The sequence below is a fragment of the Leptospira sp. B5-022 genome (genome assembly GCF_000347035.1).
In the GTDB taxonomy this organism is placed as follows: Bacteria; Spirochaetota; Leptospiria; order Leptospirales; family Leptospiraceae; genus Leptospira_B; species Leptospira_B cinconiae.
The window spans coordinates 271,063-294,184 of sequence record NZ_ANIJ01000018.1 but is presented as its reverse complement, the minus strand read 5'-3'; the positions used below and the strand labels follow the sequence as shown (position 1 = coordinate 294,184).

23 protein-coding genes and 1 rRNA gene are annotated in these 23,122 nt (G+C 41.3%); 10 read left to right on the top strand and 14 right to left on the bottom strand.

Going from position 1 to position 23,122, the window contains the following annotated elements:
- From LEP1GSC192_RS09355 to LEP1GSC192_RS09335, 5 genes are all read right to left on the bottom strand, one after another.
- Complete coding sequence (locus LEP1GSC192_RS09355; RefSeq protein ID WP_036089507.1) at nucleotides 1–783, bottom strand: TlyA family RNA methyltransferase; 783 nt, start codon at nucleotides 781–783, stop codon at nucleotides 1–3.
- Nucleotides 764–1,702, bottom strand: coding sequence for a polyprenyl synthetase family protein (locus LEP1GSC192_RS09350; protein WP_020769812.1), 939 nt, complete (start codon nucleotides 1,700–1,702; stop codon nucleotides 764–766). The genes LEP1GSC192_RS09355 and LEP1GSC192_RS09350 overlap by 20 nt, the downstream gene beginning before the upstream one ends.
- Entirely contained in the window at nucleotides 1,699–2,727 is a 1,029-nt protein-coding gene (locus tag LEP1GSC192_RS09345) for a zinc-binding dehydrogenase (protein WP_020769685.1), read from the bottom strand. Before LEP1GSC192_RS09345 ends, LEP1GSC192_RS09350 begins: the two co-directional genes overlap by 4 nt.
- 79 nt (nucleotides 2,728–2,806) lie before the next feature.
- Nucleotides 2,807–4,030 (bottom strand): hypothetical protein, encoded by a 1,224-nt coding sequence (locus LEP1GSC192_RS09340; RefSeq protein ID WP_020769555.1) that lies wholly within the window; start codon nucleotides 4,028–4,030, stop codon nucleotides 2,807–2,809.
- A 99-nt stretch (nucleotides 4,031–4,129) separates the two neighbouring features.
- A complete protein-coding gene (locus tag LEP1GSC192_RS09335) occupies nucleotides 4,130–6,154 on the bottom strand; it encodes a neutral/alkaline non-lysosomal ceramidase N-terminal domain-containing protein (RefSeq protein ID WP_020769507.1) in 2,025 nt (674 codons plus the stop codon).
- A 194-nt stretch (nucleotides 6,155–6,348) separates the two neighbouring features.
- On the opposite strand from LEP1GSC192_RS09335, the gene LEP1GSC192_RS09330 reads away from it, so the two are divergent.
- From LEP1GSC192_RS09330 to gcvP, 4 genes are all read left to right on the top strand, one after another.
- Nucleotides 6,349–6,816, top strand: a complete 468-nt coding sequence (locus tag LEP1GSC192_RS09330; protein WP_020769861.1) for a YiiD C-terminal domain-containing protein — start codon at nucleotides 6,349–6,351, stop codon at nucleotides 6,814–6,816.
- A 170-nt stretch (nucleotides 6,817–6,986) separates the two neighbouring features.
- Nucleotides 6,987–8,099 carry a glycine cleavage system aminomethyltransferase GcvT gene (gene gcvT, locus LEP1GSC192_RS09325; RefSeq protein ID WP_020769573.1) on the top strand — a complete coding sequence of 371 codons (1,113 nt, stop codon included), beginning with the start codon at nucleotides 6,987–6,989 and terminating at the stop codon, nucleotides 8,097–8,099.
- Nucleotides 8,100–8,114: 15 nt separating this feature from the next.
- Entirely contained in the window at nucleotides 8,115–8,507 is a 393-nt protein-coding gene (gene gcvH, locus LEP1GSC192_RS09320) for a glycine cleavage system protein GcvH (protein WP_020769605.1), read from the top strand.
- Between the two features lie 9 nt (nucleotides 8,508–8,516).
- A complete protein-coding gene (gene gcvP, locus LEP1GSC192_RS09315; RefSeq protein ID WP_020769690.1) occupies nucleotides 8,517–11,405 on the top strand; it encodes an aminomethyl-transferring glycine dehydrogenase in 2,889 nt (962 codons plus the stop codon).
- A gap of 84 nt (nucleotides 11,406–11,489) precedes the next feature.
- Here the strand turns inward: gcvP and LEP1GSC192_RS09310 are convergent, their stop codons facing one another.
- The 5 genes from LEP1GSC192_RS09310 to LEP1GSC192_RS19470 form a co-directional block, all read right to left on the bottom strand.
- Nucleotides 11,490–12,029, bottom strand: a complete 540-nt coding sequence (locus LEP1GSC192_RS09310) for a hypothetical protein (RefSeq protein ID WP_020769784.1) — start codon at nucleotides 12,027–12,029, stop codon at nucleotides 11,490–11,492.
- 655 nt (nucleotides 12,030–12,684) lie between these two features.
- Nucleotides 12,685–12,801 (bottom strand): 5S ribosomal RNA (gene rrf, locus LEP1GSC192_RS09305).
- Nucleotides 12,802–12,931: 130 nt separating this feature from the next.
- Nucleotides 12,932–13,576, bottom strand: a complete 645-nt coding sequence (locus LEP1GSC192_RS09300) for a biosynthetic peptidoglycan transglycosylase (RefSeq protein ID WP_020769704.1) — start codon at nucleotides 13,574–13,576, stop codon at nucleotides 12,932–12,934.
- Nucleotides 13,573–14,241, bottom strand: a complete 669-nt coding sequence (locus LEP1GSC192_RS09295) for a RibD family protein (protein WP_020769490.1) — start codon at nucleotides 14,239–14,241, stop codon at nucleotides 13,573–13,575. Before LEP1GSC192_RS09295 ends, LEP1GSC192_RS09300 begins: the two co-directional genes overlap by 4 nt.
- A complete protein-coding gene (locus LEP1GSC192_RS19470; RefSeq protein ID WP_081603584.1) occupies nucleotides 14,238–14,465 on the bottom strand; it encodes a bacterioferritin-associated ferredoxin in 228 nt (75 codons plus the stop codon). Before LEP1GSC192_RS19470 ends, LEP1GSC192_RS09295 begins: the two co-directional genes overlap by 4 nt.
- Before the next feature lie 243 nt (nucleotides 14,466–14,708).
- Between LEP1GSC192_RS19470 and LEP1GSC192_RS09290 the strand changes: the two genes are divergently transcribed.
- Nucleotides 14,709–16,061 carry an MFS transporter gene (locus LEP1GSC192_RS09290; protein ID WP_036089503.1) on the top strand — a complete coding sequence of 451 codons (1,353 nt, stop codon included), beginning with the start codon at nucleotides 14,709–14,711 and terminating at the stop codon, nucleotides 16,059–16,061.
- 58 nt (nucleotides 16,062–16,119) lie between these two features.
- On the top strand, nucleotides 16,120–16,350 hold the full coding sequence (locus tag LEP1GSC192_RS09285; RefSeq protein ID WP_036089500.1) for a hypothetical protein: 231 nt from the start codon (nucleotides 16,120–16,122) through the stop codon (nucleotides 16,348–16,350).
- Here LEP1GSC192_RS09285 and LEP1GSC192_RS09280 read toward each other — a convergent pair whose 3' ends face one another.
- The 3 genes from LEP1GSC192_RS09280 to LEP1GSC192_RS09270 form a co-directional block, all read right to left on the bottom strand.
- Nucleotides 16,351–16,926: a hypothetical protein gene (locus tag LEP1GSC192_RS09280; protein WP_020769795.1), complete on the bottom strand. Its 576-nt coding sequence runs from the start codon at nucleotides 16,924–16,926 to the stop codon at nucleotides 16,351–16,353. It lies immediately after the preceding gene.
- A gap of 137 nt (nucleotides 16,927–17,063) precedes the next feature.
- On the bottom strand, nucleotides 17,064–17,621 hold the full coding sequence (locus tag LEP1GSC192_RS09275) for a hypothetical protein (RefSeq protein ID WP_036089641.1): 558 nt from the start codon (nucleotides 17,619–17,621) through the stop codon (nucleotides 17,064–17,066).
- A gap of 390 nt (nucleotides 17,622–18,011) precedes the next feature.
- Nucleotides 18,012–18,806 carry a hypothetical protein gene (locus LEP1GSC192_RS09270; protein WP_020769887.1) on the bottom strand — a complete coding sequence of 265 codons (795 nt, stop codon included), beginning with the start codon at nucleotides 18,804–18,806 and terminating at the stop codon, nucleotides 18,012–18,014.
- 86 nt (nucleotides 18,807–18,892) lie between these two features.
- Here LEP1GSC192_RS09270 and LEP1GSC192_RS09265 point away from each other — a divergent pair, with 86 nt between their 5' ends.
- The 4 genes from LEP1GSC192_RS09265 to LEP1GSC192_RS09250 all read left to right on the top strand — a co-directional run bounded on the left by LEP1GSC192_RS09265 (nucleotide 18,893) and on the right by LEP1GSC192_RS09250 (nucleotide 21,936).
- Nucleotides 18,893–20,077 carry a hypothetical protein gene (locus tag LEP1GSC192_RS09265; protein WP_020769730.1) on the top strand — a complete coding sequence of 395 codons (1,185 nt, stop codon included), beginning with the start codon at nucleotides 18,893–18,895 and terminating at the stop codon, nucleotides 20,075–20,077.
- Between the two features lie 95 nt (nucleotides 20,078–20,172).
- The gene (locus LEP1GSC192_RS09260) at nucleotides 20,173–20,757 is read left to right on the top strand and encodes a cytochrome C oxidase subunit IV family protein (RefSeq protein ID WP_020769881.1); all 585 of its coding nucleotides are present in this window, start codon (nucleotides 20,173–20,175) and stop codon (nucleotides 20,755–20,757) included.
- 111 nt (nucleotides 20,758–20,868) lie between these two features.
- Complete coding sequence (locus tag LEP1GSC192_RS09255; RefSeq protein WP_020769686.1) at nucleotides 20,869–21,267, top strand: DUF3052 family protein; 399 nt, start codon at nucleotides 20,869–20,871, stop codon at nucleotides 21,265–21,267.
- Nucleotides 21,268–21,297: 30 nt separating this feature from the next.
- Nucleotides 21,298–21,936, top strand: coding sequence for a hypothetical protein (locus LEP1GSC192_RS09250; RefSeq protein WP_020769639.1), 639 nt, complete (start codon nucleotides 21,298–21,300; stop codon nucleotides 21,934–21,936).
- 21 nt (nucleotides 21,937–21,957) lie between these two features.
- On the opposite strand, the gene LEP1GSC192_RS09245 is transcribed toward LEP1GSC192_RS09250, so the two are convergent.
- Nucleotides 21,958–23,097: a bacteriohemerythrin gene (locus tag LEP1GSC192_RS09245; protein WP_020769535.1), complete on the bottom strand. Its 1,140-nt coding sequence runs from the start codon at nucleotides 23,095–23,097 to the stop codon at nucleotides 21,958–21,960.
- Nucleotides 23,098–23,122: the final 25 nt, after the last annotated feature.

The window sequence follows — 23,122 nt, the reverse complement described above, 5'->3', positions numbered from 1 at the left end:
CTAAAGGGTCCAGTATACCAAGATTTCCCGGTTACCATCTCTCCCGGTAATCGGGGAATCTTCCAATCCTATTCTTTTACCTTTAATTTCATTCTTCAGAAACTGCAAAAAAGAACGGATCGTTTTCCAACGTATCCAAGGATCTCTTAAGACTCCTCTCTCCAAATTTCTGGACTCTGTTTCGAATTGAGGTTTAAATAGACTGACTATATTCCAACGAACGTTAGGATTTTTAGTTTTGAGCTCGGTAAGAACGGGAAGAACAGTACGAAGAGAAATAAAACTTAAGTCCATAACGAGAAAGATCTCGTCCGGAAACTTTTTCTCCGTTTTTTCCACCCACAAAGAAGACAATAATTCCCAACTAGTATCTCTGATATGAAATCGATCTCGAACGGAAACCTTCGGGTTCATTGCGATCTTGGAAGCCATCTGTCCGTAGCCCACATCGAAAGCGAATACTAAGTCAGCACCTTCTTCCAAAAGGACTTGAGTGAATCCTCCGGTAGAAGCTCCCCAATCTATACAGAGTTTCCCCTGAACGGAAATATTCCATTTTTTGAATGCAGCTTTGAGTTTATAGGCTCCCCTACTCACATATTTCGGGATGATCTCTCTGATCCGGATCTCAACGGATTCATCGAATAAAGTGCCTACCTTATCGGACATTCTATCGTTCACGAGCACGGAACCGGATAAGATCAGACTTCTAGCCTTGGAAATATCCTCAGCCAAACCCTTTTTTAAGAGCAGATCATCTAGCCTAATTTTTTCTTTTGCCAATGTTAGAAGGTAAGGATTGAAAGAATTCAGGAAATTCGGAAGTTTCGTTTTTAGAAGAAGAATCCAGATCTGTCCCTAATTCTTCCAACTCTGAAACCAGATCGGAAACCATCCGTTTACAAGTTTCCATTCCATACAAAGAAGGATAGGTGATCTTTCCGGATTTTCCGTCCTTGCCGGGAGTTTTTCCCAAATCCTCTTTTGTTCCTTCAATATCCAAAATATCATCCGTGATCTGAAATAATAATCCTAACTTTGTACCGTATTCGGAGATGGTTACTTCTCTTTCTTTATAGTCTTCTCGCAGACGATTTCCCATCAAAAAGGAAGCTTGGATCAATGCTCCGGTTTTCAATCGATGAGTTTTAGAAAGAAGCTCTTCTTTTGTCCCAATTAAAGAAGAAGGATTTCTTTCTAATAGTAGATCATACATTTGTCCGGAGACCATTCCGGCGGCCCCGGCGCCTTTTGCCAAAGTTCCGACCAAATCTTTATGCAAATTTTTATCGGAAGAAACGATTCGGGTCAGCCAATCAAACGCATACGCCTGCAATGCATCTCCTGCAAGGATTGCCGTAGCTTCCGAAAATTGTTTATGAAGGGAAGGTTTTCCTCTTCTAAAATCATCGTCGTCCATACTAGGAAGATCATCATGGATCAAACTATAGGTATGGACAAATTCTAAGGCAGCTCCAATCGAAAGAGAATCCTGATCTATCCTCCCAAAAGAAGCAAATGCAAGAATAGGTCTTAATCTTTTTCCCCCGGCTCTCAGGCTATATTCCATTGCAGCCGCAAGTTCAGGAGCGGATTCTTTTTTAAAAAGGGGATATACTTCGTCTTCTAAATAATTTTCGAAACGATCCTTGGAACGTTGTAGTAGTAAAGAAAGTTCGTTTGTTTCCGTTCGGTTTGTCATTTTCCGGATTCGACAGTAATCACCACTTTACCAGTAGTATTTCCAGTTTGGAAATGCCGGACTGCTTCCGGAAGGTCCACAAAAGGATATACGGAACCGATATGAGGTGGTTCCAAATTTAATTTTAAAAGAGCTTTAAGATGAACGGTTAGTTCGTCGATTTTTTCATACAACCAGATCAAGTTGAATCCCATCACAGCCTTATTGTCGGATACGATCTCTAAAGTGTCCACTTTAGGTCTGGTCAAATATCTCCAAGCCAAAGTCAGCCAATTCACCTTATCTCCTTGGCTCATAAAAGAAGCGGAGCCGTAAACCACCATCCGACCCATAGGAGAAAGAGCATCGTAACTCGCCTTAAAAATTTTACCGCCAATACATTCTAACACCAGATGTAATTCCCTACCACCAAGTGCAGTTTTTAGCTCTTCCGGAAAGCGAGAAGATCGAATGATCCAAGCATCATAACCTTCTTTCTCCAATAGAGAAATTTTAGAATGGTTTCCAACAGAACCCAAAGTCCAAGCTCCGAATTTTTTAGCGATACGATTGGCGTAGATCCCGACTCCTCCTGCTGCGCTATGGATCAAAACATTCTGTCCTTTTCTGAGATCTCCTAAGGGAAGAAGAGCATAATATGCGGTAAGTCCTTGGACTAAAAACCCTGCCCCTTGCTCAAAACTCCATTTGGGTGGAAGTGGAAAAATATATCTGGAATCAATATTTATATAATCCGCGTATGCTCCGAATCGGGTCACTCCCATGACCTTATCGTTCTTCTTGAAATTTTTGACTTTCTTACCGACAGCTACTACCTTACCGGAATATTCCAAACCCGGAATAAAAGAACCTTTTGGTGTCGCACTATACAATCCTTGAATCGCGAAAATATCGGCAAAATTCAAACCAATCGCACGGATCTCTACTGCGACTTCATTGTCCCCAGGAGGTGGAAGTTCCTCTTCTCTTCTTTCCAAAGAATCTAAGGAACCTTTGGTATCGACTCGATAAACGGAGCGAATCATGAGGGCATTCTGCTCTTTTAATTCCTATCCTAAAAGGAAAAAACGGATCTGAACGGAGGAAAATTCCCTTCTACTTTAATCAAAAATAAACCGCCCGAAGGTCCAGGCCACCGTGGGTAATATGAACTGTTTGTAATTTGGAATGAATTCCTTTCAAAAAAGAGGACCAGGTCTCTTCATCAGGACAAAGAATAAAACCGGAAATTTCTCCCGGAAGTTCCCACCAAACTTTTAGAGTCTCCGCAATACGTCTGTACAATCCCAGATCGGAACCTTTTTGTATTCTCAAACCGTAAGGTGGATTAAGAGGCATCCAGATCTTTTCGGGTCTTCCTGCGGATTCCCAGACTTCTCTTGGAGATAAGGAAAAGAAGTCCCCTTCTATCCCAATAAATCGGTTTTCCGGATTTAACGGAAAGTGTTTTATAAATTTATGATATTCTTCTTTTCGATCGTTTAGATAGGAAAAAATTTCGGGCTCGGAATCATTGTACCAAAATATGCGTTTTTTACTTCCTTCTTCCGGACCGATCTTACGTTTCAAAAATTCCCAACTAGGTGAGGGGAATTCCCTCATCTCTTGGAACATATAGTCTCGATCCAAATGAGGGAAACCTAATTTAAAAAGTAAAGAAGCGGATTCCCAGATAAATGTTCCCGAACCGGCAAAAGGTACCAAAACAGCATCCGGCTCCGGCATCTGCCTTTTTAACAAATGTAAAAGAAAGGCGGCAGTATCTTCCCTGACCGGCGCTGATTTGGATAAAGGTTTAAAATTTCCTCTTTGGAAAATAGGAGCGCCAGCTAAACTTAAAGAAAGTATAATACTATCTCCCAGAGCAAGCGCGTTTAGTTCGGTGTTCTTCGGATTTGGATCTCCGAATTCAGGATACGACTCTTCCCAAAAAGAACGGAGTTCTTCTCTGGAGATTTCTTTTCTTCCCCGCACTTGCGGATGGAAGTTTATTCCCCAACCTTCCGGTAAAATTTCATTTTCTCTCAAAGTTTCAATCAAACCGGAGAAGGTAAATTTTTCATCTAAAGTGAATTTGCCCAGGTTCAAACGAAAATCCCGGATCCAGGGAATTCTCACTAATACTTCCAACGCTTGACGAAAATTCGTTTTTTCTAATACGAACTTCTCCGGAAAGACCTTAAACTCGGGAGTATGATTTCTAGGAAGAAATGGATCGGAAACAATTTGAGAAAGCAAAGTTTCCGTTTCTCTAGCAGAACCGGGAGGAATTAGAAATTCCCATCGGAGAGGTTTGCCCGATTTAAACTTGGAAATTTTCCAATCCATAGAGATATCCTTTTAAAATCGATTCTCCGGGAAAGGGAAAAAGTTGAGAGAGGAAAACTTTGCGCAAGATCCAATCCTCACGCAAAGTCAAAAATTTGATCAGAATTCCGGAGAAACGAACTTGGCCTGGCCTGCACGAGGATGGATTACAAATCTATATTTTCGTTTTGCATTTTGTTCCGGGTTGTACCAACGAACTTGGTAAACTGCCATTCCTTTGCCGGAATTGGAAGTTTTCCTGATTTCTATATCCACTCCCTTATCGTCTACGGGTTCTCCATCCTGAATTAATTCTTTCCAATCGGAAGCACCTTCTTTGTATTCAATAGAAATTAAGGATTCATGTAAGGAAATTTCAGAACTACCCACATCTTTATAACGGAAGACCCAATGTTTTTCCAGATTTTCTTCCGCTAAGATCAGCTCGGGAGAATCCACCAATTCCCTTACTCCTTCCGATTTTTCAGTTTCAGGATAACGATCGGAGCGATCCAATTCGTAATTCCAAGAAGCAGGAAAAGATTCCTTTCCTCCTGCTGCAGGAAGATTTTTGGTCAAGTCTGCAAGATGTGCCTGTAAGAACGGTTGAGTGCCTGGACCATACAGAGTATGACCACCTTCATAATGTTGGCGGGTATATTCTTCGGCAGTAGTTACATAACCGAAATATCCGTTTGCACAACTGATCACGGATGCGTTTTTGATCGGTTGAGAACTGGATTTTAATGCCTCATCCACAAATCTTTTGCCGGATTCTTTAGTAACTTCGAAAGGAACAGGAAGAAGAAGTGTATCCGCAATTTTCACGGACTGCAAAAGGAGTTTATGAGGGAATTTGGATTTAGGTAAAACGATGGGTTGCAGATATTTGAAACCTACGATCCTTTTATGACCTTGGCAGCCGCCAGTCAAAAACCAACGAGGCCAACCTTCCGCAAAGAATGGCAACCAGTTCAGCACCGGTGTAAGTCCGTCTTCCGCTCCACCCGTTAATGCGGTTCCCACATAAGGACGATCACAAATTTCAGCGTCTCCTATCTTTTGGTTTTCGTATAGATCTACTTCTCTTGTATTAAAGGAAAGATTCGCATCAGTACTTAAAGAATTTTGCAAGGAATCGAAAAGTTTAGCCGCTTCTTCTCCGATTGCTTCTCCTATTCTTCGGGATTCGATGAAACCTTGCATGTCTTCGCGGTAATCGGGTGAGTTGTCCCCATGCGTGGAATTGTTCAGAGCATGGATCGGATCCCAGCTTGGTTTAAAATCTTTACGTATCTTCTTTTCTAAAATCCGAGTTGGGTAAGCAAACACATCTGCGTTTGCAACATCGTTGGAATCCGGAACTGTGGTCCCATGTACGGAGAATGTGGAGAATGCCCCGAGAGGTTTATATCTTCCGTCTTTGTCTTGTGCATCGATACGGATCATTACTAGATCGGGATTGATTGCTTGGTATTGGATCTCGGGTTTTAATTCCTCAAATCCTGAATTTTTATTAGCGCGGTAGGCATCCAAGGATCTATTTCTGGTCAGTCCCCAAATAGCTGTTTTTCCGGATGCGATCTTAGCCGGCTTTGCTGACTTGTAAGCTTCTTCTACTCCACTCGTCAAACGATCCAGTACGAACTCGGTCCAACCCTTATCGAATCCAGGTTTATTTGAAGCGAACTCGTTGTAAAAATTATTATCGTAAAAGTTAGCTGGAGCCGAATGAGTATGTGTCCCGGCAAATACGATTCCACCAAAGGAAATATCCGTTTTTGATGCCAAACGTTCCGCTAACAAGTGATGGATCAACAGAGATCCGGAAAGAAGATCGCTTTGGATCAATACAACAGGTTCATTTGCATCTTTCCTAATATAGAAAATCCTAGCATAAAGACGGGTACGGAAACCTTTTTCGGTCTCGGCCATTTTGGAATAACCTGCCAAAGGTAAACCGGGAGGAGGAGTTAAGTCCACCTTGGAAATTCCCGCAACCAGTCCTCTGGTTTTGGAGATTACTTCCGGCTTTTTATATGCGATCTTATATTCGGCAACGGTTCCGCAAGAAATAACGGAATAGATCAGAAGGATCGAAATTAGGTAGGGTTGGATTTTCTTCACAATTTGATTCGGGTTCATTCCCCCTCCGGGAATTCTGTGTAAATTTTAGCCTCTACTTGCTATCAGAAGGGTACGTTCTTAGCAAGAATTTTCGGATATGAGTATGATATCGATCCGTCTTACAAACCAATTATATTCTTCAAAAATAGCTCGGATTTTTGAGCCTCCTATTAGTTTGGGACAAAATTAGAAATAAAGATCAGGAATCTTCTATGTCCCAACCAGGTTTTTTACAAAGACTTAAATTTCATTTTTTCAATTTCTACCCTCCTTATTTCGGAGCCGGGATCAAGGTAAAAGCCTTGAATAAAGAGAGAACCTTATTCTCCACCACAATGAAACTCACTCCTTTTAATAAGAACTACGTGGGAACACAATTCGGAGGATCTCTCTACTCCATGTGCGATCCTTTTTATATGTTGATCCTGATCGAACATTTAGGACCCGGATATTTAGTCTGGGACAAAGCAGCGACAATAAGATTCCTCAAGCCGGGAGAAGGAACCGTAAGAGCAGAGTTCCATATCCCTAAGGAAAAAATACAAGAGATCAAAGAAGAAACGGATCGCAAAAGAAAAATGGACGTTACTTTCACCGCGCAGGTCGTAGATATAAAGACCGGCAAACTCATAGCTGAAGTAGACAAAGTGATCTATGTCAGAAAAAAATTGAAAGAATGATCTCTTAACTCTGCCGCCCAAATTTCGTCAGTGTGAGATTTGTTGGAGTGCTTACCGAACCCGGGACCTTTTTGTCGAACCGTTCTAAAGAAAGCCTTTAAATCTTTTTTAAAGGGGCCTAAAATTGTTTTTCCCTAGGGACTATGATGAAATGATGGCCCCAAACGCTTATGTCCCAATGGAAAACCACACCTCTGTATGAGGAGCATAAACTTTTAGGCGCTAAGATGATCCCTTTCGGCGGTTGGGATATGCCTGTTCAATATTCAGGAATCATAGCCGAGCATACAGCGACTAGACAAGCTGCCGGTCTATTCGACGTTTCTCATATGGGAGAAATTTTTGTCGAAGGTCCGCCCGACATCACCCTCGGTTTTCTGGAATCCGTTACCTGCAATTCGGTTTCTTCTCTAACGGATGGACAAGTGCAGTATAACGCGATCATCAATGAGAAAGGCGGACTGGTAGACGATATCACCCTCTACAAGTTCAACGATCAAAAATATATGATCTGTGCAAACGCATCCAATGTGGATTCGGTTTACGAGTATCTAAAAAAATACGTTCCGAGTTCCGTAAAGTTAGAGAACCAAAGTGCAAACTGGCATCAGATCGCTATCCAAGGACCCAAAGCGGATCCCATTCTTTCTTCTTATTTCCAATCGGATCTAAGTCATATCGGATATTATAAATTCGTGTTATTCCCCTTTTCAGGAGAGGATCTCATCCTTTCTAGGACAGGTTATACTGGCGAAGACGGATTCGAGATTTATAGCTCCAATGCAACGGGTGTCAAGATCTGGAAGGAACTCTTGGAGTTCGGAAAAAAAGACGGACTTCTTCCTGTAGGTTTAGGCGCGAGAGACACACTTCGTATAGAAGCAAAATATCCTCTTTATGGTCATGAGTTGGACGAGAATAGAAGTCCAAACGAGTCCGGCATAGGCTGGATCGTAAAAGAAAAGAAAACACCTTATCCAAAATACCAAGAGATCATCTCAGAAAAAAAAGAAGGACCTAAAAAAAAGGTCGTGGCCTTCGAACTTCAGGAAGCTGGAGTCCCAAGAGAGAATATGCCTGTCTTGGATTCGAACGGTAAAAATATAGGTATCACGACTTCCGGTACCTTCTCCCCTTCCTTAAAAAAAGGAATAGGGCTTGCGCTCGTAGATTCTGAAAAGATCAAACATGGAGAATCGATCCAAATCGAAATCAGAGGACAAGCAAAGTCCGCAATCATATTCACCCAATCTTTCATTCCGGGAAGCATTCGGAAAAATTAAACTAAGGATTTTCAAATGGCAGTAACTAACGCACCTCCGGGCTACAAGTTCACAGAAAAACACGAATGGGTAAAGGTAGAAGGAGATACCGCACTAATTGGGATCTCTGACTATGCCCAAGCGGCACTTGGAGATATCGTTTTTGTGGACCTTCCAAAAGTGGGAAAATCGATCAAACAGCTAGACACATTCGGGACAATCGAATCCGTAAAGGCAGCGGAAGATTTGTACGCTCCAATCAGCGGAGAAGTAGTCGAAGTTAATGGCAACCTTTCCAAAAACCCGGCAGCAGTGAATTCGGACCCATTCGGGTCTTGGATGATCCGAGTGAAAGGGTTCAACCCCTCCGAATTGGAGAAATTATTAGATCCCGAATCTTACAGAGAATTCGTGAGCAAACTGGATTAGGAAAATAGAATGAGTACGGCAACTTGGAACGGATCCGGCAAACAAACTGAAATGAAGAACCCTCTCGATCCTTTGGATACTTTTCCCAGAAGGCATATAGGTCCTGATGAAGATCAGACCAAGGAAATGTTGTCCACTCTTGGATTGTCAGCACTGGATGAATTGGTGGCAAAAGCCGTTCCGGAAGGAATTCGTTTGGAAAAAGCCCTGGATCTTCCTAAGGCATCTACCGAAAGAAAGATCTTAAATGATCTGAAAAAGATCGCTTCTAAGAACAAGTTATATCGTTCTTATATTGGTTCCGGTTACCAAGCCAGCGTAATGCCTGGAGTTATACAAAGAAATATTTTGGAAAATCCGGGTTGGTACACTGCCTATACTCCTTACCAAGCGGAAATTTCCCAAGGAAGATTAGAGGCACTTCTCAATTTCCAAACCATGATTATGGATCTAACCGGTTTGGAGATCGCAAACGCCTCCCTTTTGGACGAAGCTACAGCTGCCGCAGAAGCAGTATTCTTAGCTTTTGGAATTCGCAAAAACGAAACTTCTAAACTACTCTTTATCTCCGAATTATGCCATCCTCAAACGATCGATGTGGTTCGCACCAGAGCGCTTCCACTTGGGATCGAAGTTAAAGTTGGAAGCCATTTAAACGCAGAACTAAATGAAGATTATTTTGCCGTATTAGTGCAATATCCGGGAACGGAAGGAACAATATATAATTATGAAAGTTTCTTCCAGTTGGCCCACACTGTCGGAGCTTTAACCATCTGTGCTGCCGATCTACTTTCACTTACAGTTCTAAAGGCTCCCGGAGAATTCGGAACGGATATCGCCGTAGGAAGTTCCCAAAGATTCGGATTACCTTACGGATTCGGCGGACCTCATGCAGGTTATTTTGCTACCAAAGACGAATTTAAAAGAAATATGCCCGGAAGACTTGTAGGAGTATCCAAGGATAGCCAAGGAAATCCGGGACTTAGACTCTCTTTGCAAACGAGAGAGCAACATATCAGAAGAGATAAGGCTACTTCTAATATTTGTACAGCACAGGTTCTATTAGCAGTTCTATCCTCTATGTATGCAGTATATCATGGACCGAAAGGTTTAAAAGATATCGCTCTTAGAGTTCATCGACTCACTGAAACATTGGCAAAAAATTTAGAGAAGGCAGGTTTAGCCATTCTAAACAAAACCTTCTTTGATACGATCGTTTTAGATCTAGGATCCAAAGCTGAAACATACTTGGATGCTGCCTCCAAAAAAGAGATCAATTTCAGAAACTTAGGAAATGGTAGAATTGCCATCGCTCTAGACGAAACTGTAGAATTTTCCGATCTAGAAGATATTCTTTCCGTATTCGGGATCTCTAAGATAGATCTTTCGCTAGAAGGAATTTCCATCCCGAACGAATTTGTCCGAACTTCTAAATATCTGACACATCCGGTGTTCAACTCTCATCACACAGAAACGAAGATGTTGAGATATATTAGAAAATTGGAATCCAGAGATCTTTCTCTTACGACTTCCATGATCCCTCTGGGTTCTTGCACAATGAAACTCAACGCTACAGTGGAGATGTTCCCTGTAACCTGGCCTGAGTTCTCCAATATACATCCGTTCGCACCGGCCAGCCAAACAGAAGGATATAGAACTGTATTTTCTCAATTGGAATCCTGGCTTTCTCAAGTGACCGGATTCCCGGGAATTTCTCTCCAGCCAAACGCAGGCTCTCAGGGAGAATATGCAGGATTACTCGCGATCCGAAACTATCACATTAGCAGAGGAGATAAGAACAGAGATATTTGTCTGATCCCGATTTCCGCGCACGGGACCAATCCTGCTTCGGCTGCGATGGTTGGATTTAAAGTGGTCGTGGTTGCCTGCGATTCCGAAGGAAACGTAGACTTAGAAGATCTGAAAGCAAAAGCAAAAGAACATTCTAAAAACCTGGCTGCATTAATGATCACCTACCCTTCTACACATGGAGTGTACGAGGAACCGATCAAAGAAATCTGTTCCATTATCCACGAGAATGGAGGACAGGTCTATATGGACGGAGCGAATATGAACGCGCAAGTAGGGATCACAAGACCTGCGAATATTGGCGCTGATGTTTGCCACCTGAACTTGCACAAAACTTTCTGTATTCCTCACGGAGGAGGAGGCCCCGGAGTCGGACCGATCGGTGTTGCAGAACATCTGAAACCTTTCTTACCTGGCCATCCTCTGGTAGATAATGGAACGGGCAACGAACATGGGGCGGTATCCGCGGCTCCTTGGGGAAGCGCTAGCATCGTGCTGATCTCTTGGGTTTACATCGCGCTCTTAGGAACGGAAGGATTGGAGCAGGCAACCAAGGCCGCAATCCTAAACGCCAACTATATTGCAAAACGTTTAGAGAATTATTTCCCAGTGCTTTACAAAGGAAAGAACGGATTCGTTGCACACGAATGTATCCTGGACGTAAGACCTTTTAAAAAGACCAGCGGGGTAGAAGTAGAAGATATCGCAAAACGTCTGATGGATTACGGATTCCACGCTCCTACTATGTCCTTCCCTGTACCTGGAACTTTGATGATAGAACCGACGGAATCGGAGTCCCAAGAAGAATTGGATCGTTTCTGTGAAGCAATGATCTCCATTCACGCTGAGATCCAAGAAATCGAACAAGGCAAAGCGGACCTTAAAGATAACCCATTAAAGAATGCGCCTCATACTTCCGCGATGGTCATCTCTGATAATTGGAACCACGCATATTCCAGAGAACAGGCAGCATATCCTGCACCTTGGACTAAAGAACATAAGTTCTGGCCTTATGTAGGAAGAATAGATAACGTATATGGAGATCGAAACCTGGTTTGTTCCTGCCTTCCTCCGGAGGCGTATCTTTAATTTTTTCTTAAAGTCCGTAGATAATAAAAAAGACCGGGGTTTTCGCTCCGGTCTTTTCATTTTCAAAAGATTGAAAGTTCAGAATTAGTCGTCTTTCTTTTTCTTTTTGGATTTTTTAGACTTCTTTGAGTCTCCATCATCATCCTTGTCTTTTTTAGACTTCTTTGACTTTTTAGGTTTTTTGGAATCGCCCTCATCGTCATCGTCTTTGTCCTTCTTGGATTTTTTGGATTTCTTAGAATCGGAATCGTCCTCATCCTTATCTTTTTTAGATTTCTTGGATTCCTTATCCTCATCCTTGTCTTTTTTAGATTTTTTCTTTTTAGGCTCGTCTTGATCGTCGTCATCGTCCTTATCTTCGGACTTTTTAGCCTTAGATTTCTTTACTGAATCTCCTGAATCGGATGCCTTTCCAGGTTTCGCCCTGCAATAAGCATCAACATTCGTACCGTCTTGTTTGGAATAGCCGGATACCCAGGTACAATCAGAATCGGATTCACATTGGCCTTTGGATAAACCTTGGCATTGGGACTCGGCAGAAAGAGAAGTTCCACCTATGAGAAGTACACCTGTAAAGAGAATACTAGTTATAAATTTTAAAAGATATATCGGTTTACGATACATTCTATCGACTCCTAAATCGAATGGTTCGACAAGGATCTATATCGAAAAAGAATTTGCGATCCTGAATTATCGCCGACTGAAAAATATTTTTTAGTCCGTTCGATCTCAACCGGACAAGTAAGTTCAATAAAACGAAATAAATTTCCTATATTTCAAAAAAATTATATTAGAATCGTTTTAAAAAGGTGGGTCGGGAGGGGAATTCCTCCCGACCAAGCACAGTCAGGAATCAACCGCCATAGTACATCAACTGGAACCCGAATTTAGGATATAAAATGCCCATCTAATCTAACATCAACTCCCCGGGTCCATACCTTCAGAGCGGTCCGCATTCTACTATCGAGTCTTTAAATCGTCAAGCTTACAAAATAAATACGGTCCAAATTTTGGAAAAAAATTTCATTTGGAAATATCTTTTTTCGAACGGTCGATATTCCATGGATCACATTACATTGATCATATTCACTATTTCTAATAGTCTTTAGGTAGATCGGCCGGGTTCCAAACTTTATACTCCCTGTTCAGAATTCGATAGATACGAAATAAACCGTAATGATATCGACCCATCGAGAATTGTAAGCTTTGATTTTACGGAAAATGTTTGGAGAAATAAAAAAGGCCGGAGATGAATCCGGCCTATATGATTGCGGTAGAAACCCGGCAACGTCCTACTCTCCCACACAGCGAACCATGCAGTACCATCAGCGATGAGAGGCTTAACTTCCGTGTTCGGGATGGGAACGGGTGTGACCCTCTCTCTATAACCACCGAGAATCTATAGCCAGTATTTCGGACCAATCTCGGAAGTCCACTTTTTTTCAAAGAAAAATAGAAGTTTTTAGTAAGTAGAAAAGAGCCGAATTTTCGGGTTTTTACCTAGGCGCAAATTCGGATTTCGAGTTTCAAAACCCTAAAGAAAGTTCCCTGACTTCTTCTCTGGTATACGCATCCGGTTTTTTTAATATTTGGACCAAGGCTTTAAATTCTCTGGGAAGTAGATTTCCCGGATGTTTATTAAAATAATATTTGGAAGATCTATAGATCCCGTTCAGCCCTCTTCCCCAATATACCAAATTCAAATAATATTCCAAAACTCCCTTTTTGCCTAGCTCTTCATCCAATGCTTGCGCGATCCGGATCTCTTTCAATTTGCGGGTTAATGTTTTATCTCGGGATAAAAATAATGTCCTGGCAAGTTGTTGATCCAAAGTACTTGCACCTCTCAACCTCCTGAACAAAAATACAGCCTGTAGGATGGAAGATTGAATATCCGCTAAAGAATATCCTCTATGTCTATAGAATCTATAATCTTCTACTTCTACCAAATATTCCAAACTTCCGGGTGGCAATTCTTCCAATCTTACCCAATCGTTTTCAAGCGGGACGGATTCTAAATTCTCCGGTAGGTATATGAGTTTGTTCTCTCTGAATAAGATCCTTTTTTCCGGAAAGGTTTGGTAATAGATTAGAAGAAGGAATACCAATACCAGGACACTTCTGATCCCGAAAAAAAACCATCTATGCAAAAAATGATTTCCCTCGTTCATCGGACTTCCGGGCTGTTTTGTTTGTCGTATATCAAAAATACTTCCTGCTCTTTCTGTTCGGAAGATACCAATTTCCAAATCTCTTGATCAAAGTTACGGTATGCGAATTCTCCTCCCGTGATCGAAGGTAATCCGAATTGCCCTATTAAAAATGGAACAATCGTAAGATAAAGTCTATCCACTAGTCCCGATCTGAAAAAGGAATCGTTCAGTCTGGGACCGCCCTCTAAAAGAATTTTGGTATATCCCCTTTTTTCCAATTCGTTCAGGATGATCTCCGGGGCCAGATCTTCCCCCTGTAGTGTGACTATTTCTGCAAACTCGGATAATTCGGACCTAACCTGGGATTCGTTATTAGAAGTGCAAAATAGCAGCGGTTTTACTTTAGAAAAATGGAATACTTTTTTATCGGAAGGAATTGTTCCTGTTCTGACAAGAAGAATGGCTCTAGGTTCCTTCTCCGATTCCACATATCTGAGGTGAGTTACAGGATCATCGTTGAGTATGCTGTTTTTTCCGAGGATAAGAGCGTCCGCTTCGGAGCGGATCTGGTCCATTCTTCTTTTATCATTTCTGGAAGAAAGACCGTACCATTTACCATCGGGGCGGCATACCTTTCCGTCCAAGGTCATAGCCATATTTACGGATACAAAACGACCGCTCATTGAGGTTTAGAAGCGAGGGTTTCGGAAAGCAATTTGAGAACTCTTCCTCTACAGGTACCACAGCCGGTACAACAATTCGTGTCTCTCATCAATTTACCTAATGTGTCATTCCCTCGACGAATAGAATTTGTTATATCCTCTTCGGATACCTGGTTGCATACGCAGACCTTTCTGGGTCGCATCAGGGCGTTTAGGTCTATTTGACTAAAGTCGGAAGAATTCATTAGGCCTTCTAATTATTGGACGCCGAAAGCAAAACCATCACTCAAGCTAAACATAAGAAGGCCCGGATCAAGAGAATTTTTTTTCCATTCGGTACACGAATTATACTCCTGACATCCTGGTCTCAAGAACCTGAACCTTGGAGAAAGGTTCGTATAACGGATTCCAGGAGGGATATTTCTCGTTGACAGCTGGACTTTCAAGCTCATCCTCATGCGGAAAATTCCATAAAGGAAACCTACAGAATGCAAGTAACCAAACGCGCTCCCCTACGGGAAATTTTCGGATGGTGCATGTTCGATTTCGCCAATTCTAGTTATACCACTGTAATTATAACAGTTATCTATTGCAGAGTTTTCGCGGAAGTAATTGTCCCAATCTCCTCCAATCCGGCAAATCCTTATGAAGATGGGAATTTCCTTTTTGGTTTAGCTTTATTTTTTTCTTATTTATTAGTGGTGGCAACCGGTCCTTTATTCGGCGCTATCTCCGACTTCTCCGCGAAAAAGAAAGCGTTTCTCTTTTGGAGTTATATAAGCTGTATAATCAGCACTGCCGCTCTTTGGTTAGTTTCCACTCCTGGTTCTTGGGAATTAGGTTTTGCTCTGATCATTCTTTCTAACTTCTTCTTTGCATCCGGAGAAAACTTTGCTTCTTCCTTCTTACCACATTTAGGTCCAAAGGAAGAATTAGGAAAAATTTCCGGTTATGCTTGGGGTGTCGGGTATATGGGAGGTTTACTTTCCGTATTCTTGGTCCAAACTTTCGTGGCGCCTTCCATTGATCCTGCCATCTACGGTTCCTTAAGATACGTAGGACCTCTGACCGCATTCTTCTTTTTACTAGCTGGAATTCCGACATTCTTACTTTTGAAAGAATATAGACCGCATGCAGAAAGACCGGAAGGAAAAAGTTATCTTACGATCGGATTCAGTCAATTGATAGAAACCCTTAAATCGATCGGTTACTTCAGAGATTTAGTCATATATTTGATATCTCTTTTCTTCTCCATGGCTGCTCTTGCAATCGTAATCGCGTTTGCGTTCCTATACGGAAATCAGGAAATTAAGATCACATCGGAACAAGAAACCGCGTTATTTATCTTACTCCAATTTTTTGCGATGATAGGAGCGATCTTCTTCGGATTCGTTCAGGATAGGATCGGAGCCAAAAAAACTTTTAATATCACTTTGGTCTTTTGGATACTATGTCTGATCGGAATTTATTTTGTAAGAGAGATTACTGGATTTGTGAACGGACTAGGTGTGGATATATCCGTACAATGGGTGTTCGTGATCTTTGGAACTCTAGCAGGTTCGGGAGTCGGTTCCACCCAATCTGCAAGTAGGGCGATTGTTGGGATCTTCTCCCCTGAATCCAAATCGGGAGAATTTTTCGGGCTCTGGGGTCTTTCCGGAAAATTGGCGGCCGCCATCGGAGTTTTTGCGATCGGTATATTACAGAAAATTTTCGATCTACGAAATGCGTTCTTAGTAGTCGCCGTATTCTTCTTTATTTCCTTGATCATCAACATGTTTGTGAACGAAAAAAGAGGGGTCGAAAAAGCCAAGGAATGGGAGAAAAACGGAGGGCAATAGTTCTCCTTCTTCCAAGCTTTTGCTTGAAAATACGAAACTATACTCTTATACTTAGTTTGTGGCTGGCACTGAATTCCATACAGAGGACGAATTTGAAACCCACCAGAGCCAAAGAAAATTGGCTCTGGCGACGATGGACGAATTGACCCAAACAAAATTGGACCTATTGGATGCCGGTAAAGAAATTCCTAAATTTCTGAACTACGCGATCTCGTATTTGAATCGCAAATATCTCACGGAAGAAAAAGTGATCAGTGACCTGATCGTAAGAAGGGACTCCGCGAGTTGATTACTCGTCCTCATCATCCTTTTCTTTTTCCGCTTCTATTCTTATTTCAGAGATCACGGCTTGCGCCTCATCAAACATTGGCGTTAGGGTAGAAGTATCCGAATCTATTTCGCTGACCGTATCTTCCAGATAATAAGTACCTTGTGTGGTTAAAAAAAAGAATCTTACCTGATCCAAGTCAGGATTCGGGGTCCAGCGAACCTTCTTTCCCTCTTTCCAAAGATAAGCATATTTGTGGATCAAACGTATGGAACTTTTTTGGATACTTTCCCTTCCCCCACCGCCAATAAAGGAAGCTCCCGAAGTTAAAAATAAGCTAGCGTCTCCGGAAAGGAATGTGACTAAAGTGACAATCTCTCTTTGGGTGGGCCAATCCATAATGATCCCGTAGACGACCGTTTTTCCGTTCGGATTTTTGATACCTATATCATCGTATTCCGTTTCGAATGCGAGTTCCCTTAATTCCTTATAAGGCGTTTTATCGACGGACGGAGTACAATAAGTAAGGACCAGCAATATACCGATTATATTATAAAAAATAAATTTGGTTAAAAGGCCCGAAAACTTTTCTGACATGCAAGTATACCGCTTTGTTCTCCAAAAGAGATCCTTTGGAGAACCTATCCCGATAGATATCAGGAAAGACTTCTTTTTGCAAAAAGAAGTAAGAGAACCTAAGAAAAATTCCTGGATCTGAAAAAATCAAATCCTTCTTATTTCTTTTTAACCTTTTTCTTAGGAGACTTGGATGCTGCTTTTTTCTTGGGTGAAGATTTTTTAGGAACGGCCTTCTTCTTGGAGGGTTTTTTCTTCGGTGCTACCCTTTTCTTACCGTCTTCGCTTGCGGTAAGGCTCGGATCTTTTTCCGTATTCTTAATATGAGAAGTATGCCTGAATCTAAGTGCGGACCAATCATCGTCTATAGAGATCAATCTAACCCCTTCGAAACTGATCTTTCCGAGCGGATCCCACCCCGCATCCCTATGAATGGATACATTATATTTTCGGGAGGTCTTCTTTGGATAGGCCAACCATAAAAGCCCGTCGTCCACCAAGGTAGTCGGTACCATTGAGGCGATATTACGTATCTCGACTTCGGTTTGAACGAAGGCAAGAATGAGTCTGTATCTTTTTCCGGACCTTAGCGCTCGATCTACAGGAGCCCCTAAACTGGAAAGTGCAGGTTCGAATTCATAAGGAGAAGATAAAACACAAATCTCCCCTTCGCCAGGTTTGAATTGTAATTTACCGAAAACGGAATGGATAGCCATCGGTAAATAGAATCCTTTTCGCCAAGAAAAGGCAAGCGAGAAACCGAAAACATTTTTTTGATCCGTTTTCAGATCCATTGGATATTCTTAAATTAGGGACCTTACCCCTGTTTATGGGATACATTACTTCACCCAGGTGGATAACAATCGTTATCCAACCAGTGAAAACTAACGTCATGCAATAGAAGATAATCGTTTAAGAAGTTTATTAACTTCCCGAAAAGGTCCTGGTCCAAATAGGACAAGAGATCCGGCTAATTTTGCCACAGATTTTCCTTCTTCTAGTTCTCGTAGAAACCGCAGTATACTATGATATTTCTCAATAATCAAAAGGCGAACCGAACCGATCGGCTCGCCTTTTCCCTTATTCTAAAGTTCTAATCTTTTTTCTTATTGGAATTCCAACATCTTAGAAACAAGTCTCTTTTGGTTGAGTTCCAGATCTCTCAACTTATGGCGAACATTCTTGTCCACCTTACGAAGGTATTTCTTGTACGTTACGATAATCTGTTTTTGTTTATTATAAGGTAGAGGATTGGTTTCCTCATGTAGTTTGGTCTCCACACTAGGTGCAATAGATTGGACAGGAGTATCCGGCCAGATCAATTCGGTATCATAGCTGGAATAATATTCTAATTTGATCTCTTTATTGTTGTTCGGAGTTCTTTTTCCTTCACTTCCGATCTGAGGTCCTTTAGGATCTATATTGATCACTCTACGCATTTCTCTGACGAAAATTTCTCCGTTCGAGTTTGTACGCTTGAATTGCATAATAATTTTTTCTAGTTTTTCAGGATTGCTGCCAGGATATATAAATATACGAGCGTTAAAAAGATAAGTTTTAGGGAAGTCCCAGAAAGATTCTCCGGAACCCATGTCTAATTCTAGATACGGTTTATTATCCCGATCCGTTTTTAAGAATTGAGGTAATTCCTGCGGCTCGTCACCGATATATCTTAACGCTTTTTTGGTGGTATCCATCTGAAGGATCTTATTGATCTGATGGATATTCTGAGAGATAGAAGCGTGCAAGTTGTCTATCTCAATGTCCGAAAACCCAGCCTTACGGATGGCTTCGATCTGACGTTCGATCTCTCTTTCTTCCATAGTCAGGATTTTAGGAGCCGCATCTATTTGTACGAATACGGCCAAAAGGGAAATTATGAGAAAGATAAGGGTTTTCATTAGAACTGCCTTCCTTCTAAATATCGAAAAGACTATACCCTAATCTTGATCCTAAAAAGGATTTTTTCCAGGGTTCTTTCCTGATTATGCCTCGAATCTTCCGTCCGAATGCCTATTTCGAAGAGGAACTCCGACTTGGAAAATTATTTCCGAGAGAATTGGAAGCCAGGAATTCCGTTTTAGAATCCTCTTTTTTAGTTCTGAATTCATTTCCGGACTCCGCAAAAGTTTTAGCTCATTCACCACCGGAGGAAAATTGGATCGAATACTGGAAGGAGAAGGGTGTACAGATCCCAAAACCTATTCTCCTCAGAAATCGAAAACAATCTTTGCAAAATAAAAAAGAGATCCAGTTGGAAGAATGGGGGAAAATCTCCCGTTGGAATTCCGAAAAGAATGATTTAGAGATAGATCCGGTTATTCTTGAAACGGCAAGGGAATACGGATCTAAATTGAACCAAAATGATTGGAACCAAGAGAACAATCCGAATTTTTTTTCTTACTCTATTCGTAATCGGCAAGATTGGGAGAAGTTTCTCCGTAATGAAAAAGATCGCTTCTCTTCCGAGCAAAAATTCGTTTTTAAGACCGAGTTCGGATTTGCAGGTTCTCAGAAATTTAGAGATGTCTCGGGACTAAAAGACCTGGCGGATATGTTCTTAAAAGTAAAAAAAGAACCTTTTCGGATCGAGACATGGGTGGATCGAACGAAAGATTTCAGTTTATTATTCTCCGCGAAAAACGGAAAATTTAAGATAGAAGAAGCTACCATTCTACTCAACGATCAAAAAGGAAAATATTCAGGGACTTGGATGGGAGAATTTTCAGAAATTGAAAATTACCTTTCCGAAATGTCTGAACCTTTTTCAAGGATCTGTAAATTCCATCCGACCTACGAAGGATTCGGTTCCGTGGATTCTTTTTTCTATAGATCCGAAGGAACGGAAGTTTTACGCACGATTTCGGAGATTAATTTTAGATGGACCATGGGCTGTTTGTTATTGGAACTCCGGCGAAAATTTCCAAAGAAGGGAAATGACCTTCTTCTTTTCTTCCCTAAAGTCCATAGCCAAGACCCGTATTCTAAATTAAAAGTTTGGGAGAAGGAAACAGGCTGGGAAATTTATCCACTTTCCGCATTCTTCTCCCCTTACAAAAGACCGAACCAGAGAAATCTAATTTGGGTCCGCTTACCGGCTCAAAAATCTCAAGATCCTTGGGAAGAGGCCAAAATTGTTTCGGATAGCGGTAACCGAGTTCTGGGCGCCTGAAATGTACTTGTGATTCTTTACCTGCCTCCGAGACTGGTTCCAATCCCCTTCGGGGAACTCTGCCTGCAGATATTACTCAGGTTTCAGGAAAAGAGATGGAACTGTTTCTCAATTACGCGCTGTATATTATCGTAAGTATCGGATTCATGATTCCCTTCACCGGATTTGTTATCGGAGCGGGAGCGATCGTAAACGCTACCGTTGCCGGATTTGCCGTTAACTTGTTGGCTCAAATCGTAGAAGAGGATAGACTGAAGGCTTATCTTGAAAAGAATAAGTCTACTTTGATTGGTCAGGCTTTACTAAAAGCAGTCGAAGCAGGTAAGACCAAACTTCAACCCGGCTCAGTTGTTTCTCATGCAGAAGAGCATGGACATGGCGGGCATCATCTGATCTCCGTTCAAACGTATTCTTTAGTGTTTGCCGCACTGATCGTTGGAACTATCATCACAGTATTAGTAGCCCAAGTTGACTTCGGAGCAATGAACACTGTGATCGCTATGCTTGTAGCGACCATCAAAGCTTCCTTAGTATTAGCTTACTTTATGCACCTAAAGTATGATAATGTAATGAACAGAGTGATCTTCGGATCCGGCTTCTTGTTCTTACTTCTTCTTTTCGGATTCTCCGTAGCGGACATCTACACAAGAGCGAAAATTTTCGCAGGTTTCCCTTACTAAGAATAGCACAACACTTCCTTTGTATTTCAAAAGAACCGGCTTCCACGCCGGTTTTTTTGTAGCCTGAGATTTTCTTTTCGGCTTTCGTATCCGAATTCGAACAGAGGAACTATGGCAGGATATTCAGGCACCCCCTTGGCCAAAAAGTTAGGATTTAAAGAAGGCCAGAACGCGATCATAATCAATGAGCCAAAAGAATTTAAAGGTTTATTGGAAGAACTTCCTCCTAATATTACATTCAAGAAGAAGTTAGCGGGAAGTTTCGATTATATTCATTTTTTCTGTAAGACCAAAGACGAACTTTCTAAAAACTTTCCCAAGTTCCCGGATTACTTAGCGGACAAAGGTATGGTTTGGATCTCTTGGCCGAAGATGAGTTCCGGCGTGAAAACCGACTTAAAAGAAGATATGATCCGAGAAATAGGCTTGAAGACAGGATTGGTAGACGTTAAAGTCTGCGCAATCGATTCGGTTTGGTCCGGTTTACTTTTCAGAAGAAGAAAAAGTTAAACATAAAATCAAAATTTCAAAAACGTGAACATGAACTTCTTAGAACGTTACAGTCTGGCCTTCTTATTACCAGGGATCATTTTATGTTTTGCCTGTTTTGAAAAAGTTCCGGAAGTCAAAAAAACAATCGAGATCCCTGAGCTTGGCTTAGTCTTGAATTATGAAGGTTGGATCTATGAGGAATATGATCCGAATCGTGACGGTTCCGAACCGAATCGTTCCAAAAACAAAAGAGAATCCCAAAATGATAAACAAGTTAAGGTGATGTTCTATCTTTTTGAACCGGAACAAAACAAAACTTCCGAAATCAGGACCAATATTAATTTTGTGTCGGAGCCGATTCCTCCTAAATATTCTTGGGCAACCCTCGAGGATTACGTAGCTTCGATAGGAGGGCTGTATTCGAATGTATACAAAGAATATGAAATACTTTCCGTTCCTCAAAAATGCAGTTTCGGAAAGGAAAAATGTATCTTTTTAGAATCTAAGTTCGTTCTCCCCAATACCGAGGTAAAAAAACAGGTCCGCACTTTACAATGGATCTTTTTAAAGGAAAGTTTTGTGTACATTTTTACGGGGACCGTACCGGAGTCAGAGTTTTCCGAGAAAAATAAAAAGATCCTAAATACGATCCAAACGCTTAGCGAAAAAAAGGAGAATTCCAATTAACGATTACGAACTTCGTCGTTCTTAAACGGGTGTCTTTTCCCTAGTAATATCCTCGTATTCTACCAATAGTTTGTAGATCATGACCGCTTCCTTCCAGATATGGATCTTTCCTTCACGATTCAAATTTCTAACATATTCGTTGACTTCCGGGAGCCTGGACCTGAAAAAATAGAATAATTTTTTATCCTCAATGGCGATATGACTCACTAACCAATCCTTTAGATCCTGGATCAAGATTGCCAATGACTCTAATTCCTCTTTTTCACTTCTTTCAATCATATCGTTGATGAGTATATTAAAATTCTCGTGTTGTTTTTGATGGTTCCTTTCTCCGATATAGCGAAAATTATGCATAATCGCTTCTTCCGTGCTGAAATGTTCCCTAATATATTCTATCGTTTCTTGGATCGCTTTTTTCAGTTCAAGACTCAAATACTCGCTACCGATCTCTTGTTTCAACTTCTGCTTGTATAACTTATCCGTTTTCACCAATAATTGCAAAAGCCATAGATGTTGGATATCCACGATCGCAATCCCTGTTTTGAGTTTATAACGATACCAAAGGTCGGAGATCAGCTTTAAATTATCCTCTCCTATAACGTTAAATTCCTTCGAGACCGTCTGTTTAGCGGAATATACCACCGCAGCATACAAATTTTCGATTTCCTTGGCATGAGGAGAAGTTCTCAGCTGTTCGTTCAGCGAAGAAGAAATTTCCTGAGTGATATTAATGTCCGCAAGATCGACATACTGTCTGTCTTCGCTGAGAATATGTCTGAATAACCACTTTTTCAGGTTTTTCAGCAGTTCCATCACTGCTTGTTCGAAGTTTCCCTCGAAATTCTTTCGGACCCGATTCTTTAAGGCAGTGAGAAACCGCATATGCTGCAATCTATGTTGTCCTAGTTTTGTGTAACCTATACTCTCCAGAAGTTTCTCTTCTAAAGCGAAATGTTCGGATGCATAATCCAAGGTTTTAGAAAGTGCATTCGTAAACGTAGTTTCCAGTGCGGATCTGGTTCCCGACTCCAGTTTATCTTCTAAATCCGCAAGGATCCCGATCAACCAAAGATGTTGTTTATCTATTTCAGGAATTCCTAAAGAAAGATCGAAGGTCTTCCAAATACCTCTGATTTTTTCTATAACCCTTTCGTCATACATGAGATCATCCTTATAAGTCGTTTTG